Source organism: Vulcanithermus mediatlanticus, assembly GCF_055385885.1.
Map to the genome: position 1 here is coordinate 1081180 of NZ_AP042385.1, position 16005 is coordinate 1097184.

Here is a 16005-nt window from a genome sequence, read left to right on the forward strand (position 1 = left end):
GACAAGGAGGTGAATGCGGATGCGGATGAAGGCACTGGTGGCGTTGCTCGCACTGTGGACCGCCGTGGCGGCGGCCGAGGTCAGTCCCCAAGGGATCATCGTCAACCCAAGTCCGGGCAAGCTTTCGGTCAAGGTGTGGCTCGATCGGGACCCGGCCAAGCGCGGTGATGCGGTGTACCGGGTGGGGGATCCCATCCAGATTTACGCAAGCGTGACCGAAGAGACCTACGTTTACCTCTTCGACGTCAAAGCGGACGGCGAGGTGCAGCAGTTTTTCCCGAACAGTTACGATCAGCAAAACCGCTTGCGCGCGGGCGAGGTGCGGCGCCTGCCCCCGCCGGGCGCCGGCTACCGTTTCACGGTCGACGGGCCGGCCGGGCGCGACACCATTTTGGCCATCGCGGTGAAGCAACCGATCGCGGCCCGGGCGCTCGGGGATCTGGCCCGCGGCGAGATCTCGGTTCGGGGCCTTCGCGCCCTGTCGGAGGCGCTTTCGATCGCCGTGAGACCGCTTGCGACCACCGCCTGGGCGACGGATTCGGTGAGTTTCCGGGTGGTGGACGAAACCCCGCGTTCGAGCCTTTGGGTGCGCTCCTCGCCCAGCGGTGCGGCGGTCTTCCTCGACGGTGTTTACCGCGGTCGGACGCCACTCGACCTGCGGCTGGCCCCGGGGCGCTACGACCTCGAGCTCCGTCTGGATGGATACAAGACCTACCGGGTGGTCATTCGCCTGACCGAGGGGCGGACCGTCAGGGTCAACGCCCGCCTGATCCCGCTTTTGAGCGAGCTCCGGGTTGAGACGAGCGTTCGAGCGCGGGTGTTTCTCGATGGCTACGAGCTCGGTTGGACGCAAGGTGGCACGCTGGTCAAGGAGGTGGAGCCCGGCCGGCGCTGGTTGGTGGTGCTGGCCCCCGGCTACGCCCCGTACGTGCAGCGGATTGACCTCGAGGCCGGTCAATCGACCGTGATCTGGGCCCGCCTGGTCCCGGTGCGTCCGGGTATGGACATGGGGCACTGAGCTTTTGTTTCCCGCCTCCCGTGGTCCGCCATGGGAGGCGGGTTTTTTGTTAGGGTGACGTTGTGGATGCCGTTGTACTGGCCGGGGGCGAGGCTTCGGACCCCCTGGCACGCGAGTTCGGGGTGCCAACCAAGGCCCTGGCCCCGCTTTCGGGGCGGCCCATGGTGGCCTGGGTCATTGAAGCGCTTTTGGGCTCCGGCGTGGTGGAGCGGGTGATCTACGTGGGGCCATCGGCCGAGCTCGATCCGCCGCCGGATCTGGTGCTCCCTCCCCGGGGGCAGATCCTGGAAAACCTCGAGGCCGCGCTCGGCCAGGCTCGGGGCGAGCGGGTTTTGGTGGCCACCGCCGACGCGCCGCTCATCAGCGCTGAAGCCGTTCGCTACGTGGTGGAAAAGGCCCCGGATGCCGCCCTCGTTTACCCGGTGGTGCCCAAGGAAGCGATCGAGGCCCGCTGGCCGGGGATGCGGCGGACGTACGCCCGGCTTTTGGATGGCACCTTCACCGGTGGCAACCTGATCCTCCTCGACAAGGCGCTTTTCGCTCAGGCGCTGCCGATGGCCAGGCGTGTGATCGCGATGCGCAAGAATCCACTCGCGATCGCCCGCCTGATCGGCTTCGGCGTGCTCGTGAAGCTCCTTTTGGGCCGGCTTTCGGTCGCTGACTTGGAAGCCCGGGTCGGTCGGATCTTTGGCGTCCCCATGCGGGCTCTGGTGGTCCCCTATCCCGAGATCGGGGTCGACGCCGACGAGCCGGAAGACCTGGTATGGATGCAGCGAGCTTTGGAGGGCCGTGATGCGAACCGCTAAAGAATTGAGAATTGCCGGGTTGATCGCCTACATCGCTGCCTTGGCCGTGGGGCTCTTGCTCAGCCTCGTGGTCCACCTTCTCCTCGGCGGGCGAATGGGCTGGGAAGACTTCGATCTCCCCGGTCTCGTCGAGGGGTTGGTCTTTTTGGTTGCTTTTTCCGGCGGCCTGGTCGTCGCCAAGCGTTCGATCCGCGTGCCCTGCGGCACGCTGCTCTCCGCCGGTCTCTTCGCGCCTCCAACCGCCAGGGCGCTGGCGGAAGCGGTGCCCCGGCTCGATTCCCCGGCCGGGTTTGAGGGGCGCTGGGCGGTCATCGTCGAGGAGGGGCGCCCGGTCGGCGTCTTGGGACTCGCCGAGCAGATCGTGCCCTGGGACGACGCCCCGGTGGTCGCGGGGGCGGTGGCGCTCACCGAGCTCGCCCCCTTGTTTTGGCAAAACGAGGCGGTGATGGTGGCCGACGGCGACGAGGTCCACGGAGTCATCACCCGCGAGCGTTACCTGCGAAAGGTGGCGTCATGATCGAGCCCGAACCGATTCCCACGCCCATCACCGAGATGCTCGGGATCCGCTACCCCATCGTGGTGGCGCCGATGTTCCTGGTGAGCACGCCGGCCCTGCTCCAGGCGGTGGCCGAGGCCGGGGGCATCGCGGTGATCCCGAGCCTGAATTTCCGCACCCACGAAGCGTTCGAGGCCTTCTTGCGGGATTTTCCCGACCTGCCCTTTGGGGTCAACCTGATCTTGAAGGACAATCCCAGGCTCGCAGATGACCTCAAGGCCATTCGAGAGCGTCGCGTTCCCCTCATCGTGACCTCGCTCGGGGACCCCACGGAGGTGATCGAGCAGGTCCACGCCTACGGTGGCCGGGTGTTTTCGGACGTGGTGAACCTTCGCCACGCCCAAAAGGCGGCCCGAGCGGGCGCCGACGCCCTGGTGGCGGTCGCCGCGGGGGCCGGGGGGCACGCGGGCACGGTGAGCCCCTTCGTGCTCGCGCCCTGGATTCGCGAGGAAACCGGCTTGCCGGTGCTGGTGGCCGGCGGTCTTGCCGACGGTCGCCACCTGCTGGCGGCGCTGGCCCTGGGGGATGCGGGCTACTTCGGCACGCGTTTTATCGCCACCCACGAGTCGGGCGCTTCGGAAGCGTACAAGCGCATGTTGCTCGAGGCCGGCCCCGAAGACGTCGTCTACACGCCCGAGGTGACCGGTGTCCCGGCCAATTTCCTAAAGGCGTCGCTTGAGCGTTTTCGCGCCGGTGGCAAGCCCTGGAAGGAGGTCTTTTCGGCCGGACACGGCGTGGCCTTCGTTCGCAAGGTCGAGCCGGCCGGGCGTTTGGTGCACCGAATTGCCCAGGGCTACCACGAGGCCAGGCGGCGTTTGCCATAAGCCCACCCGCTTTGCAGCGTGACCCACAGAGCGCCTTCGGGGGCGTGGTAAGGTGGGTGAAAGCCGCGGCGGGCCCCGGGCGTCGCACCTGGTGTGCGGACGCTGCGATGTGTTTTGAAAAAAGGAGGATGGAATGCTGAGTGTGCGTGCAGAAAAATACCGGCCCGTAACCCTGGCGAATCTCGAAGACCTGCCCGAGTGGCGCCGGTTGGACCCCGAGATTCAGGAGGCGGTTCGGGTGGTCGCGCAGGTGCTGCCGTTTCGAACCAACACCTACGTCGTCCAGCAGCTCATCGACTGGTCGCGGGTCCCCGAGGACCCGATGTTCGTGCTGACCTTTCCCCAAAAGGATATGCTGGACGAGGAAGACTTCATCCGCATCCGGGACATGCTCAGGGCGGGGGCGCCCAAGGCCGCCATCCATGAGGTGGTTCACGAGATACGCCTGCGCCTGAACCCCCACCCGGCCGGGCAGCTGACCCACAACGTCCCGGTCTTCGAGGGGCGTCGCCTCGAGGGCTTGCAGCACAAATACCGCGAGACGGTCCTGGTGTTTCCGAGCCCCGGCCAGGTTTGCCACGCCTATTGCACCTACTGTTTCCGCTGGGCCCAGTTCGTGGGCGAGCCGGATCTGCGCATGGCCACCAACGAGAGTCAGGATCTCACCGACTACCTGCGCGCCCACCCCGAGGTCACCGACGTGCTCTTTACCGGCGGTGACCCGATGGTGATGAAGACCAGCGTCCTCGAGCGCTTCATCCGCCCCTTGCTCGACGAGGCCTTTGCCCACGTTCAGGACATTCGCATCGGCACCAAGGCGCTGGCGTACTGGCCGTCACGTTTCTTCGATGATCGGTTGCTGAAGCTCTTCGAAGCGGTGGTGGCTGCGGGGCGGCACCTGGCGGTGATGGCGCACTTTACCCACCCCCGCGAGCTGGAAACCGACGAGGTGCGGGAAGCGATCCGCCTGATCCGCGCCACCGGAGCCGAGATCCGTACCCAATCGCCGGTCGTGGCCCACATCAACGATGACGCCGAGGCCTGGGCCCGGAAATGGAAGGAAGAGGTGAAGCTCGGCCTCATCCCCTACTACATGTTCGTCGAGCGAGACACCGGCCCCAAGCGTTTTTTCGAAGTGCCTCTGGCCCGGGCCTGGTCGATCTTCCGCGACGCTTACAAGCAGGTACCGGGTCTGGCCCGTACCGTGCGCGGGCCGAGCATGTCGGCGTTTCCGGGGAAAGTCCGTGTGGTGGGGGTGACGAGGCTGGGCGGCGAGCCGGTCTTCGTGCTCGAGTTCCTCCAAGGGCGAAACCCCGACTGGGTGGGGCGGCCCTTCTTCGCCAAGTTCGACGAAAAGGCCACCTGGCTCGATGATCTGAGGCCCTATGGGTCGGAGAAGTTCTTCTACGAGGATGAGCTCGCCGAGATGACCCGCCAGGGCCTTTCGGGTTGAGGGCGTGCGGATCTACGGACGCAACCCGGTGCTCGAGGCCGCCCGGGAAGGGCGGGTTCGCAAGGTCTACCTGGCGCGGGGGGTCGAGCCCAAGCTGGTGCGGCAGGTCGAGCGCCTGGGCGTGCCCATCGTCTGGACCAGCCGTATCGAGCTGGCCCAGATGGTGGGCACCACCCGGCACCAGGGCATCGTGGCCGAGGTGGACCGCTTCGAGGCCGCGGACCTCGAGGCCGCCTTCGCCCTCGCCGAGTCGCGTCGGGCGCCGCTCTTGCTGGTGCTGGTCGACGGCGTCACCGACCCCAGGAACTTTGGCGCCATCATCCGGAGCGCCGAGGCGCTCGGCGCGCACGGGGTGATGGCCGAGTCCCGTCGCAGCGCCCCGATCTCTCCCGTGGTGGTAAAGGCGAGCGCCGGGGCGGCGCTGCGCCTGCCCATCATCCGGGTGACGAACCTGCCCCGCGAGATCGAGGCTTTAAAGTCGCGGGGCGTATGGGTCTACGGGCTTGCCGGTGAGGCAAAAACGCCCATCGCCGAGGCCGAATTCCGAGGCCCCAGCGCCCTGGTCGTCGGCTCGGAAGGCAAAGGGCTTCGGAGGCTGGTGCGTGAACGCTGCGACGCGCTTTTTTCCATCCCCCTCTTTGGAAAAACCCCTTCGCTCAACGTGGCCGTGGCCCTGGGTATCGCCCTTTACCAGGCGGCGCTTTCCCGGGATCGGGCTGGGGTATAGTGCCCCATTGAGGGGGCATTTCGATGGCTGAAGGGCGAAGAATGATCGGTGGCCACCCCTACCGTTTGCTGGGGGTTTTCCCCGCGCCGGTGGCCGGAAGTTTCGAGGCGATGCTCAGGGAAAACGGGATTCCCGCCTACGTGGCCGACGCGGCGGAGGAAACGCGTCCGTATACCGGGTCGCAACCCATGGGTCCCGAGGTTTACGTCTGGGTGCCCGAGACCATGTTCGCTCGGGCCAGCGAGCTGGTCGGTAACGATGCGGGCGACGCTGGGGCTTGATCTCGGCGGCACCAAGATCGCCGCCGGTGTGCTCACCGATGATGGCCTCAAGGGGTATTTCGAACGACCGACGCCGCAAACCGGCGACGGCGATGCGGTGGCGCGCGCCATCGCCGAGGCGGGTCGTGAGGCGGTCCGCCAAAGCGGTCTGGCGGTGGCGGTGGCGGGGGTGGGGACCCCCGGCCCGCTCGACTTCGCCGAGGGTGTGGTTCGCTTCGCCCCCAACATCCCCGGTTTGGTGGACTATCCGCTCCGGGAACGCCTCGAGGACTGGCTCGGGATGCGGGTGGTCTTGGAAAACGACGCCAACGCCGCCGCTTTGGCCGAGCACCATTTCGGCGCCGCCCAGGGCGCCAAGCACTCGCTCTACGTCACGGTTTCGACCGGGATCGGGGGCGGGGTGATCATCAACGGCCGCGTTCACCGCGGGGCTTACGGCCAGGGAGGCGAGGTGGGTCACCTCACCGTGGTCCCCGGGGGGCCGCTGTGCGGATGCGGGCGCCAGGGGTGCCTCGAGGCCGTGGCCTCGGGCAGGGCGCTCGAACGCGACGCCAGTTACGCCTACGGCGAGCCTTTAAGCGCCGAGGCGCTCTTCGCCCGCTTCCACGACGGCGAGGCCAAGGCGGTGAGCCTGGTCGAGGGCGCGGCAAGGCACCTTGGGGTTGCCCTCGCCAGCCTGCAGAAGGTCCTCGATCCCGAAGTGGTCGTGCTCGGGGGCGGGGTGGTGCTGGGCGGCGGGGAGGACTTTGTGGCCGCGATCCGCCGCGCCTACGAGGAACACCTCCGGGGCTGGAAGGCAGCGCCCATTCGCACCGCCCGTCTGGGCCGGAGCGTGGGCGTAATCGGGGCGGCCCTCGCCGCCGAGTACTGCTAGGGCCCCCACGGTGGTGTTGGCGCGCTCAGGGCGCGTTATTGGAGGCCGCGACGAAGCGCTCAAGCACCGTTTTTGCCTCGCCGCGGGTCAGGAGTTCCCGGGCCCGGGCTACACCGGCCGCGAGGCTCTCGGCGAGTCCGGCGGCGTAGATGGCGGCGCCGGCGTTGAGGGCGACGACGTCGCGTGCCGGGCCGGATTCCTCTCCAGCCAGGATCCTCCGGATCAGCGCCGCGTTCTCCTCCGGACTGCCGCCGGCGAGAGCGTCGAGGGGCGCCGGAGAAAGCCCCACTTCCTCGGCCCGCAGCGTGTAGCGCCGGATTTCGCCGTCGCTGAGTTCCACCACCTGGTTCTCGCCCAGCACGAGTTCGTCGGTGCCCTCGCCGTGGACCACCAGCGCCCGTTCGACGCCGAGGCTTTTGAGCGCCTGGGCCATGGCCACGAGGCGCTGGGGTGAAAACACGCCCAGCACGAAGTAACTGGGCCTTGCTGGGTTGGTGAGGGGGCCGAGGAGGTTGAACACGGTTCGGGTCTTGAGCTCGGCTCGGACCGGGGCGACGTGTTTCATCGCCGGGTGGTGGGTTCGGGCAAAGATAAAGCCGATTCCTACCTGGTCGATGAGCCGGGCAACCTGCTGGGGGGCGAGGTCGATCTTGGCCCCGAGGGCCTCGAGGACGTCCGCCGAACCCGATCGGCTGGAGGCGGCCCGGTTGCCGTGCTTGGCCACCTTGGCCCCGGCCGCCGCGGCCACGAACGCGCTGGCGGTGGAGATGTTGAACGTGCCCTTGCCGTCGCCCCCCGTGCCCACGATGTCCACGGTTTTGTGGGAGACCTGGACCTCGAGGGCCGCTTCCCGCATGGCGCGGGCGAATCCGGCGATTTCCTCCTCCTGCTCTCCCCGGACCTTGAGACCGATCAAAAGCCCCGCCGTCTCCGCCGGGCTCAGCGCCCCGGCCATCACCGCTTGCATGAGGCGGTAGGCTTCCTCGTGGTCCAAAGTTTCGCCGCGATAGACCTTTTGCAAAAGCTCCATGACCAAACCTCCGTCCTCAGTCGTTTGCCAGGCTTTCCCTGGTTCTTTCCAGAAAGCGCCTGATGATTTCCATGCCCAGCCCGGTCAGGATGCTCTCCGGGTGGAACTGGACCCCGAATGTGGGGTGGCTGGTGTGGATCAGGCCCTGGATGGTTTTGTCCCCGTCGTCAAAGCTCCAGGCATTGACGCGGAGCTCGGGCGGCGGGTCGGTCACCACCAGCGAGTGGTAGCGGGTGGCGGTGAAGGGGCTGGGCAGGCCGGAGAAGAGTCCGGTGCCGTCGTGCTCGATGGGGCTCGTCTTGCCGTGGTAGGGCCGCTTGGCCCGTACGATCTGGGCTCCGAACGCGGCGCCGATGGCCTGGTGCCCCAGGCAGACGCCGAGGATGGGCACCCGGCCGGAAAACCGCCGGACCACCGCGATCGAGTGGCCGGCGTCGTAGGGGGTCGCGGGGCCGGGGCTGATGACGATGCCCTTGGGGTTGAGATCGGCGACGTCGTCGAGCTCGAAGCGGTCGTTACGCCAAACCACCGTCTCGGCGCCCAGCTGCTTGAGGTAATCCACGAGGTTGTAGGTGAACGAATCGTAGTTGTCGATGACGAGGATCGGTCGTTTCATCCCCATACCTCCCGGGCCAAAAGGCCTGCCTCGGCGAGTTCGAGCGCTTTTCGCATGGCCTTGGCTTTGCTCAGGATCTCCTCGTATTCGCGCTCCGGGGAGGAATCGGCCACGATTCCCGCTCCGGCCTGAACGTGGACCCAGCCGTCTTTCATCACCAGCGTGCGAAGGGTGAGCGCCATGTCCATGTGGCCGTCGTAGGCGAAGTAGCCGAATGAACCTCCGTAGGGGCCTCGCCTGAGCGGCTCGAGTTCTTCGATGATCTCCATGGCGCGGATCTTGGGCGCGCCGGAGATGGTGCCCATGGGGATGACGCTCGCCAGGGCGTCGAGCGGCGTGTTGCCATCGGCGAGCTCGCCCTCGACGGTACTCACGATGTGCATCACGTGGGAGTAGTGCTCGACCACCATGAGTTCGGGGACCTTCACCGAGCCGGCGCGGGCGACGCGGCCGATGTCGTTGCGCGAGAGATCCACCAGCATCACGTGCTCCGCCCGCTCCTTCTCGTCGGAGAGGAGTTCCTGGGCGAGCTTCGCGTCCTCTTCCGGGGTCTTGCCCCGGGGCCTGGTGCCCGCGATGGGTCGGGTGGTGATCTTCTTGCCATCGGAGCGAAGGAGGGATTCGGGGCTGGCCGAGACCAGCGTCACTTCTCCAAGGTCCAAGTAGCCCATGTAGGGGCTGGGATTTACGGTTCTCAGCGCCCGGTAGATGGCGAAGGGGTGGACCCCGAGCTTGGCCGAGAAACGAATCGAGGGCACCACCTGGAAGATGTCGCCGGCGTAGATGTATTCCTTGGCCCGCTCGACCGCCTCGATGAAGCTTTTGCGGTCAAAGGTCGCTTGAAACTCATGCCTCCACCCGCCGCGTTCCCCGGGGATACCGGGGAGCGGGCCGCGGATCTTGCGCTCGGCCCAGTCGAGTTTTTCCAGCGCATCTTTAACGGCGCTGGGGCCACCGCCAACGGCCGGGGCCATGAGGTGGATGCGCTGCCGAAAATGGTCGAAGACCACCGAGAGTTCGGGCTCGACGAAGAGAAGATCGGGGGCCTCCAGATCGTCGGGGTTCGTCGCCGGCAGGCGTTCGTAGAGGCGAATCAGGTCATAGGCGACATACCCCACCGCGCCGCCAAAAAATGGTGGAAGATCGCTCTTGCTTTCGACCTGACGGTGCACGGCGTGGTAGAGGGTTTTGAGCGGGTCTTGGGTTTCGATCGGTTCATCGTTCACGGTAAAGACGCCGTTTTTGAGCCGGAAAGTTCGCCGGGCCCCGATGCCGATGATCGAGTATCGGCTCCACTGTTTGCCGCCTTCGACCGATTCCAAAAGGAAGCTCGTGGGCTGCTTTTCCGAGAGCTTCAAATAGGCGGTGACCGGTGTTTCCAGGTCGGCGAAGATGATCTTTTGCACCACGACGGTTTCCATGGCTCCTCCCAAAAACAAAAAGTCCCTCGGTGGCAAAACCCCGAGGGCACGCGCCCGTGTGCCCCGGGGCTATCCGGGCCACCAGCGGGCGAGGCCGTGAATAAACATCTTGCTCTAGAGTTTACCCTTACCCCGAGGCGGCGGCAAGTTGGTGTAATCGGTCAACACATCTGAGACTCTTTTGGGGACCGACTCCGCTTGCATTCTAGCCAGGAACTCAAGAGGCGCAAGGCCGTTGAGCGCACGATGGGGCCTCCTGCGGTTGTAGTAGTCCAGGTAGGCGTCGAGCTCCCTTTGGAGCTCGGGGATTTTCGTCGGCAGAGGCTGGGTGTAAAACTCCTCCCTGAAGGTCCGCTGCATCCGCTCCACGTGGCCATTGAGCTTGGGACTTCTCGGGGGCAGCACGAAGAGCTCGATACCCAAACGTTGGCAAGTTTCCTCAAACTCGGCCATGAACTCGCTTCCACCGTCCACCTGAATGGCCCTGACGGGAAAGGGGGCCTGGGTGATGAGGTGGGCCAGAAAGCCAGCTGCTAGGTTGGCGGTGGCCCGGGTGTGCACCTCGGCCAGGGAAAAGCGGGTGTAAAGGTCTACCGCCGAAAAATGCTTGACGGCCTCCCCGGGTCCTAGGGTCACGGTAAGGGTGTCCACCTGAACCAGGTCGCCGGGTGAGGAGGCGACGTAGCTTTTGGGTTTTCTCCTGGCGTAGGGGCGCCTGGGCCTTCGCTTCACCTTCCCCCGTCTCGCCCGGGCCAGGAAGGCGGCCACGCTTTCAACACGACGGTGCGCTCCCAGGTGGGCCAGGATACGGCCCACGGTGCGTTCGCTAACCCCAAAGCCTTGCTTCCCCAAGGCCAGCCAGATCGGCCAGCGGCCCCAGGTGGGGTTTTGCTTCCTCAAAGTTTCAATCGCAATGAGAAGTTCGGTCGTCCAGTGGAGCTTTCGTCGCAACCGCCTTGGGCGTTTGGATCTGGGCCCAAGGCCTTTGAGGCCTTCTTCCCTGAGTCGCTTTTTCCAGCGGTAGTAGGTGGCTCGGCTGATTCCCACCAGGGACTGGATCTCGGACCAGTCCACCTTGTGTTTCCGGAACGCCTCGACTTGTTTGAGCTTTCGCAGACGGTCTTGGACCGTGGGGTCGCCCGCTCCAGCCTCCTGGAGCACCTGGGCTTTCCTCGCCCCCCTCCATACCTCCCGGCCAACCGTTGTAAGCTGCATACGTGGGGACCTCCTCTCTCCTGGAGTGGTCCCCACATTCTTATCGATTCGGTCTCACATGTGTCTGTCCGGGTTCAGTTGGGCTTCTTCGCGCGGAGTACCCCGCCGGGGCAAGCGCGCGACGGGGCCCCCATAACGTGAATGGCTGCTCCGTTCCCGACATGTTGGGAGGCGAATACGTTTCGCTTAGCCGGCGTTTCGGAGCCCGGCGGCGATGCCCAGGATCGAAAGCAGCAGTGCGCGTTCGAGGCCCTCCCGCTCCGGATGATCTTCGGGCCGGTTCCGGTAGCGGCGGAGCAGTTCGACCTGGAGGTGGTTCAGGGGGTCCACATAGGGGTTTCGCAGCTTGAGGGCGCGCGCCAGCGTGGGCTGGTCGGCGAGCAGAGGGGCCCTTTGGGTTTCCTCCACCAGCTCGATTGCCCGGGTGTGGGCAGTCTCGATGGTTTTGAGGAATCGGTGATGGTGTTTTTCGACGAGCTGCAGATAGGCCCGGGCGACTCCGGGGTCGGCGATGGCCAGGCTCTGGGCCGCCGAGGCCAAAAGGGCCCGGAAAAAGGGCCAGCGCGCGTGCATCTCCTGCCGCAGGGGTTTGGGGATGGCCGAAAGCCCGGCCTCGACACCGTACCACCCCGGCACCAGAAGCCGGACCTGGGTCCAGGCCATGACCCAGGGGATGGCCCGGAGGTCTTTCCGGTCCTCGACCCGGCCGTGGCGCCACACCGGCCTCGAGGCGATCTTGAGCCGAGCAATCTCGTGGATGGGGGTGAGGGATTCGAAAAAGCGGAGGAACTCGGGGTCGTCGACAAGGTCACGGTAGGCGCGTACCGAGGCGCGGGCGGCCTCCTCCATGGCCGCTTCCCACGCGGGCTCTGGCGGCGGTGGTGGGGCGAGCGTGGCGAGGGCGAAGTGGTAGAAGATCTGTTCCAGGTTCCGCATAGCGAGCTCGGGGTGCGCGTATTTTTCCGAGAGCGCTTCGCCCTGTTCGGTGAGTCGCATCCGCGTGCCCAGGCTCCCCGGTGGCAGCGCGGCGAGGAAGCGTCCCGCCGGCCCGCCCCCGCGCGCGGTGGAGGTGCCTCGACCGTGGAAGAAGAAGATCGGTACCCCGGATTCGCGTCCTACCTCGGCCACCTGGCGCTGGGCCTTAAAGAGTGCCCAGTTGGCGGCGAAAAAACCCGCGTCCTTGTTGGAGTCCGAGTAGCCGATCATCACCTCGAGGCCACCCCGGGCCCGGAGGTGCCGCTTGAAGACCGGGTTTTCGATGAGCTTTCGCACCACCCTCGGTGCGGCCTCGAGGTCGGCGAGGGTTTCGAAGAGGGGGACCACGTCGAAGGGGGCCCCGCGCCGGGGGTCGAAAAGCCCCACCTCGCGGGCGAGGGCCAGCACCTCGAGCAGGTCGGCGGGGCTCCTCGTCATGCTCACCACGTAGGCCCCCCGGTGTCGCCAGACTGAGAGGGCTTGGAGGGACAGCTGCAAGGCCCGGCTTTGCGGCCGGTAACCGACCGGCAGGAGCGGTCGGGGGGTCAAAAGCTCCCGGGTGAGGACGGCCTCCCGGGTTTCGTCGTCGGCCTCGGCGTAAAAGCGCATGACCCCGGCCACCTCGAGCATCTCGTCCACCGCCCGTCGGTGGGCGGCGGACTCTTCGCGGAGATCGAGGGGGCAGAGCGTTGCCCCGAATGTTTCCGCCCGCACCCGCTCGGGCCGGACCAGCACCCGGGCGGTCCGTTCAAGGCCCGCATCGTTGAGGCTCGCCTCGAGGTGCGCGAGCGAAGGGGCGAGCAACGCCGGATCGTCGTCGAGCTCGCGGTAGAGACCGAGGAGGTAGCGGCGGAAGGGCTCGCCGGAAAACCGGCTGGAAAGGCCGTGGCGACGGGCATACTCGTCGGCGGCGGCTTGCAGGGAGGGCGGCACCTCTACCCGGGTTTTGGAAAAGGAAAGGTCGCGGATCAGGTCCCCGAGCGCCTCCTGGTAACGTTCGAGCAGGCGTTCTTGGGCGTACTTCTGCACCCAGGCGGTGACCTCGGGGGTGACGTTCGGGTTGCCGTCGCGGTCGCCACCGATCCAGCTACGAAAGCGGAAGGGGAAGCGAGGGGTTTTCAGGCCCCGGCCGTAGTGGCGCCGGAAGGCCTCATCCAGGGCCCGGGCGAAGCGGGCAATGGCTTCCCAGAGGGTGGTGTGGAGGTAGGCGAGCCCGCCCTTGGCCTCGTCCTCGACGCTGGGGCGCTCGGGCCTGAGCTCGAGGGTGGCCCAGAGAACCTCGACCTGGGCCTGGATGGCCTCGAGGTCGGGACCGTTTTCCAGGTGCTGCCAGAGGCGCTCCAGGTGGTGGCGCACCGTGCGGCGGCGCACCTCGGTGGGATGGGCGGTGAAGGTGAGGTGGATGGTGAGGCGGGCCAGGGCTTCTTCCGCCTCGTCAGGGCCGAGACCCATCGCCTTCAGCTCGCCGATGAGTGCCAGGAGCGACTCCTCGCGCGGGGCCTCGGGGGTGGCCGCGCTTTCGCGCAGCCGGTTGACCCGCTGGCGGTGGCGGTCTTCAGCCAGGTTGGCGAGGAGGAAGAACTTCAAGAACGCGCGCACCAGGACTTCGCCCTCGAGAGTCGAAAGGGCCGCGAGGCGGGCTTGGAAGGCCCTGGCCGCGTCTTTGTCCCCCGGGTCCTGGCGCAGGCGCTTGGCCAGGTGGCGGATCGCCTCTTCCATCTCGAACATGCCGGGCCCAGAAAGGCGCCGGATCGCCTCGCCGAGGGCCCTGCCCAGGAGATCCACCTCGTTTTTGAGCGCCTCGAAGGCCGGGGCATCAGGCATTTTTCGGAATATACCCCCCGCGGCTTTTGGACACCAGGGGCGGTGGGGGTCTATAAAAAGAGCATGGTTCTCCGTGTCTCGCTCCTCGTCTCTGCGGTCGTTTTACTCCTGATTGCGCTGGATGCCGGCCTGGCCCGGATTGGCTGGGTCCTCTTTTCGCCCCGGCTCGCCCTTTTGCACGGCCCGCTCATGGTCTCGGCCTTTTTCGGGACGTTGATCGCGCTTGAGCGCGCGGTGGGCCTGCGCAAGGGCTGGACCTACCTGGCCCCCATCCTCATGGCCGCCGGTGGTCTGGCGCTGACGTTCGGGGCCACGTCCCTCGGCACGCTCGCGCTGATCGCCGGCGCCCTCGCCTACGTCGCGGTGGCCCTCTACATTTACCGCCTTCAGCCGGCCGACTTCACCGCCGCCATGGCCCTCGGTGCTCTGCTCCTCTTCGTCGGCGACCTGGCCTGGGCGTTTGGCGCTTCCTGGTCGCTCGTGAGCTTGCTCTGGGCGGGTTACCTGGTGCTCATCATCGCAGGGGAGCGGCTTGAGCTCTCGCGCTTTGTCCCCAAGCCGGCCTTGGCCAACCGGGCCTTTTGGGGGCTTGAGGGGCTGATTGTGGTCGGTTACCTGACGAGCGTCATCAGCCCCGAGCTCTCGGTGCGCCTGCTGGCGCTCGGCTTTTTGGGCATGGCGCTTTGGCTCCTCAAGTATGACGTCGCTTGGGTGAACCTCCGGCGCGAGGGAGTTCACCAGTTCATGGGCGCTTCGCTGATCGCGGGCTACTTCTGGCTCCTTTTGGGCGCGTTTTTGATGCTGATCTTCGGCCTCCCCGAGCGCGGGTTGCTCTACGACGCCGCTTTGCACGCGATTTATCTGGGCTTTGTGTTCTCGATGGTCTTTGGCCATGCCCCGGTGATCTTCCCGGCGGTGCTTGGGCTGCAACTGCGTTACTCGCCGGCCTTTTACCTGCCGCTCTTATTGCTGCACCTGGGGTTGATCCTTCGCCTCTGGGGCGACCTCGCCGCCAACGCCGGGCTCAGGATCTGGGGCGGCGGGCTCGATGCACTCGCCATCGTGCTCTACTTCGCCATGAACGGAGCGGTGAGCGTATTCGGGCGCCTCGCCGGCGGTCGGGGCTGATCAGCGCTCCCCCGGGCCGGACGGGGTGTGCTATACTCTCCCTTCGGCCCATCCCTGCTCCGGGCGAGTGACCCGGAGCCGTAAAGGCCAAAGGGAAGGAGGTGTGTATGCCCATCTACGAGGTCGGAATGATCCTCAACCCCAACCTCGAGCCCCAAAAGCTCCAGCTCGAAAAGGACATCATCTTGAAGGCCTTGGACAAGCACGGGGCCGAGGTCAAGGAGGTTGACGAGTGGGGGAACCGGCGCCTGGCTTACCCCATCGAGAAGGACACCGAGGGGTACTACGTCTTTTACAAGGTCGAGATGCCGGGTGCCGAGGTGAAACCGCTCGAGCGCGAACTTTTGGTTCGCGACAACGTCCGGCGCGTCATGATTGTGCGCGATCGGCCCGAGTGGAGGACCAAGAAAGCGTAGACTAAAAAGGCTATGGCCAAAGGCACAAACCGCGTCTATCTCCTGGGTACCGTGACCCAGACGCCCGAGCTGCGCTACACGCCGGGCGGGCTGGCGGTCCTCGAGGTCACCTTGGCCGGGCAGGACAAGATCACCGATGAAACCGGCGGTGTCCGCGAGTTGCCCTGGTATCACCGGGTGAAGCTCTTCGGCCGCTATGCCGAACTCCTGGCGGAGCAGCTCCAGGCGGGTACCCCCACCTTCGTCGAGGGGCGGCTCGATTACCGGGCCTGGGACACCGAGGACGGTCAGCGCCGTTCGGCGATCGACGTCCGTGTCGACCGGATCGAACCCCTGAACCCGGAGGGGCGCGAAGGGCGCACCGTGACCGACGCCCGGGGGCAGGAGCGGCTCTCTGACGCGCTCAACCAGGTGATCCTGATCGGAAACCTGACGCGGGACGCTGAACTCCGCTACACCCCCCAGGGCACCGCGGTGACGCGGCTCGGGCTTGCGGTCAACGAGCGCTACGTGAGCCGGGGGCAGGACCAGGAGAAGACGCACTTCATCGACGTCACCGCCTGGCGCGAGCTCGCCGAGTGGGCCGGGGAGCTCACCAAGGGCGAGCCCGTCTTGGTCATCGGCCGTTTGGTCAACGATTCCTGGACTTCCTCCACCGGAGAGCGACGTTTCGTGACCCGCGTTGAGGCCAAGCGGATCGAGCGCCTCACCCGTGGTCCCGGGGCTGGCGGGCCCGGGGCCCAAACGGTCCAGACGGGTGGGGTGGACGTCGAGGAAGGTCTTGAGGACTTCCCGCCGGAAGAAGATCTGCCGTTTTAGTTTGTGACGGTACGTTGGGGAA

The 16005-nt window shown here is 66.4% G+C and carries 16 protein-coding genes; 11 read left to right on the top strand and 5 right to left on the bottom strand.

The features are described 5' to 3' along the window. The first annotated feature begins 19 nt into the window (after positions 1-19). The 8 genes from ACZ5BT_RS06505 (at position 20) to ACZ5BT_RS06540 (ending at position 6539) form a co-directional block, all read left to right on the top strand. Positions 20-1018 carry a DUF4384 domain-containing protein gene (locus ACZ5BT_RS06505; protein WP_464883803.1) on the top strand — a complete coding sequence of 333 codons (999 nt, stop codon included), beginning with the start codon at positions 20-22 and terminating at the stop codon, positions 1016-1018. 62 nt (positions 1019-1080) lie between these two features. After that, on the top strand, positions 1081-1824 hold the full coding sequence (gene mobA / locus ACZ5BT_RS06510) for a molybdenum cofactor guanylyltransferase (protein ID WP_464883804.1): 744 nt from the start codon (positions 1081-1083) through the stop codon (positions 1822-1824). Continuing rightward, on the top strand, positions 1811-2341 hold the full coding sequence (locus ACZ5BT_RS06515; RefSeq protein ID WP_464883805.1) for a hypothetical protein: 531 nt from the start codon (positions 1811-1813) through the stop codon (positions 2339-2341). Before mobA ends, ACZ5BT_RS06515 begins: the two co-directional genes overlap by 14 nt. Positions 2342-2355: 14 nt before the next feature. Beyond that, the gene (locus ACZ5BT_RS06520; RefSeq protein WP_464885783.1) at positions 2356-3204 is read left to right on the top strand and encodes an NAD(P)H-dependent flavin oxidoreductase; all 849 of its coding nucleotides are present in this window, start codon (positions 2356-2358) and stop codon (positions 3202-3204) included. A gap of 142 nt (positions 3205-3346) precedes the next feature. Further along, positions 3347-4657, top strand: a complete 1311-nt coding sequence (locus ACZ5BT_RS06525) for a KamA family radical SAM protein (protein WP_464883806.1) — start codon at positions 3347-3349, stop codon at positions 4655-4657. A gap of 4 nt (positions 4658-4661) precedes the next feature. Further along, positions 4662-5384, top strand: a complete 723-nt coding sequence (rlmB, locus tag ACZ5BT_RS06530; protein ID WP_464883807.1) for a 23S rRNA (guanosine(2251)-2'-O)-methyltransferase RlmB — start codon at positions 4662-4664, stop codon at positions 5382-5384. Between the two features lie 23 nt (positions 5385-5407). Further along, positions 5408-5665: a putative signal transducing protein gene (locus tag ACZ5BT_RS06535; protein ID WP_464883808.1), complete on the top strand. Its 258-nt coding sequence runs from the start codon at positions 5408-5410 to the stop codon at positions 5663-5665. Further along, positions 5643-6539, top strand: a complete 897-nt coding sequence (locus tag ACZ5BT_RS06540) for an ROK family protein (protein ID WP_464883809.1) — start codon at positions 5643-5645, stop codon at positions 6537-6539. The genes ACZ5BT_RS06535 and ACZ5BT_RS06540 overlap by 23 nt, the downstream gene beginning before the upstream one ends. Positions 6540-6564: 25 nt before the next feature. On the opposite strand, the gene trpD is transcribed toward ACZ5BT_RS06540, so the two are convergent. The 5 genes from trpD to ACZ5BT_RS06565 all read right to left on the bottom strand — a co-directional run bounded on the left by trpD (position 6565) and on the right by ACZ5BT_RS06565 (position 13620). Next, positions 6565-7569, bottom strand: coding sequence for an anthranilate phosphoribosyltransferase (gene trpD / locus ACZ5BT_RS06545; protein ID WP_464883810.1), 1005 nt, complete (start codon positions 7567-7569; stop codon positions 6565-6567). Between the two features lie 16 nt (positions 7570-7585). Further along, on the bottom strand, positions 7586-8185 hold the full coding sequence (locus tag ACZ5BT_RS06550) for an anthranilate synthase component II (protein WP_464883811.1): 600 nt from the start codon (positions 8183-8185) through the stop codon (positions 7586-7588). After that, positions 8182-9606 carry an anthranilate synthase component I gene (trpE, locus tag ACZ5BT_RS06555; protein WP_464883812.1) on the bottom strand — a complete coding sequence of 475 codons (1425 nt, stop codon included), beginning with the start codon at positions 9604-9606 and terminating at the stop codon, positions 8182-8184. The genes ACZ5BT_RS06550 and trpE overlap by 4 nt, the downstream gene beginning before the upstream one ends. A gap of 114 nt (positions 9607-9720) precedes the next feature. Further along, positions 9721-10821: an integrase core domain-containing protein gene (locus ACZ5BT_RS06560; RefSeq protein WP_464883813.1), complete on the bottom strand. Its 1101-nt coding sequence runs from the start codon at positions 10819-10821 to the stop codon at positions 9721-9723. A 186-nt stretch (positions 10822-11007) separates the two neighbouring features. Next, entirely contained in the window at positions 11008-13620 is a 2613-nt protein-coding gene (locus ACZ5BT_RS06565) for a phosphoenolpyruvate carboxylase (protein WP_464883814.1), read from the bottom strand. Positions 13621-13683: 63 nt separating this feature from the next. On the opposite strand from ACZ5BT_RS06565, the gene ACZ5BT_RS06570 reads away from it, so the two are divergent. The 3 genes from ACZ5BT_RS06570 to ACZ5BT_RS06580 all read left to right on the top strand — a co-directional run bounded on the left by ACZ5BT_RS06570 (position 13684) and on the right by ACZ5BT_RS06580 (position 15983). Next, positions 13684-14748: a hypothetical protein gene (locus ACZ5BT_RS06570; protein ID WP_464883815.1), complete on the top strand. Its 1065-nt coding sequence runs from the start codon at positions 13684-13686 to the stop codon at positions 14746-14748. A 107-nt stretch (positions 14749-14855) separates the two neighbouring features. Further along, on the top strand, positions 14856-15164 hold the full coding sequence (rpsF, locus tag ACZ5BT_RS06575; protein WP_464883816.1) for a 30S ribosomal protein S6: 309 nt from the start codon (positions 14856-14858) through the stop codon (positions 15162-15164). A 12-nt stretch (positions 15165-15176) separates the two neighbouring features. Continuing rightward, a complete protein-coding gene (locus ACZ5BT_RS06580; RefSeq protein ID WP_464883817.1) occupies positions 15177-15983 on the top strand; it encodes a single-stranded DNA-binding protein in 807 nt (268 codons plus the stop codon). Positions 15984-16005 lie beyond the last annotated feature (22 nt).

Coding starts and splice junctions, on each gene's coding strand:
- ACZ5BT_RS06505 (WP_464883803.1), top strand. CDS start 20: ATGCGGATGAAGGCACTGGTGGCGTTGCTCGCACTGTGGACCGCCGTG.
- ACZ5BT_RS06515 (WP_464883805.1), top strand. CDS start 1,811: ATGCGAACCGCTAAAGAATTGAGAATTGCCGGGTTGATCGCCTACATC.
- ACZ5BT_RS06535 (WP_464883808.1), top strand. CDS start 5,408: ATGGCTGAAGGGCGAAGAATGATCGGTGGCCACCCCTACCGTTTGCTG.
- ACZ5BT_RS06540 (WP_464883809.1), top strand. CDS start 5,643: ATGCGGGCGACGCTGGGGCTTGATCTCGGCGGCACCAAGATCGCCGCC.
- trpD (WP_464883810.1), bottom strand. CDS start 7,569: ATGGAGCTTTTGCAAAAGGTCTATCGCGGCGAAACTTTGGACCACGAG.
- ACZ5BT_RS06550 (WP_464883811.1), bottom strand. CDS start 8,185: ATGAAACGACCGATCCTCGTCATCGACAACTACGATTCGTTCACCTAC.
- trpE (WP_464883812.1), bottom strand. CDS start 9,606: ATGGAAACCGTCGTGGTGCAAAAGATCATCTTCGCCGACCTGGAAACA.
- ACZ5BT_RS06560 (WP_464883813.1), bottom strand. CDS start 10,821: ATGCAGCTTACAACGGTTGGCCGGGAGGTATGGAGGGGGGCGAGGAAA.
- ACZ5BT_RS06565 (WP_464883814.1), bottom strand. CDS start 13,620: ATGCCTGATGCCCCGGCCTTCGAGGCGCTCAAAAACGAGGTGGATCTC.
- ACZ5BT_RS06570 (WP_464883815.1), top strand. CDS start 13,684: ATGGTTCTCCGTGTCTCGCTCCTCGTCTCTGCGGTCGTTTTACTCCTG.
- rpsF (WP_464883816.1), top strand. CDS start 14,856: ATGCCCATCTACGAGGTCGGAATGATCCTCAACCCCAACCTCGAGCCC.
- ACZ5BT_RS06580 (WP_464883817.1), top strand. CDS start 15,177: ATGGCCAAAGGCACAAACCGCGTCTATCTCCTGGGTACCGTGACCCAG.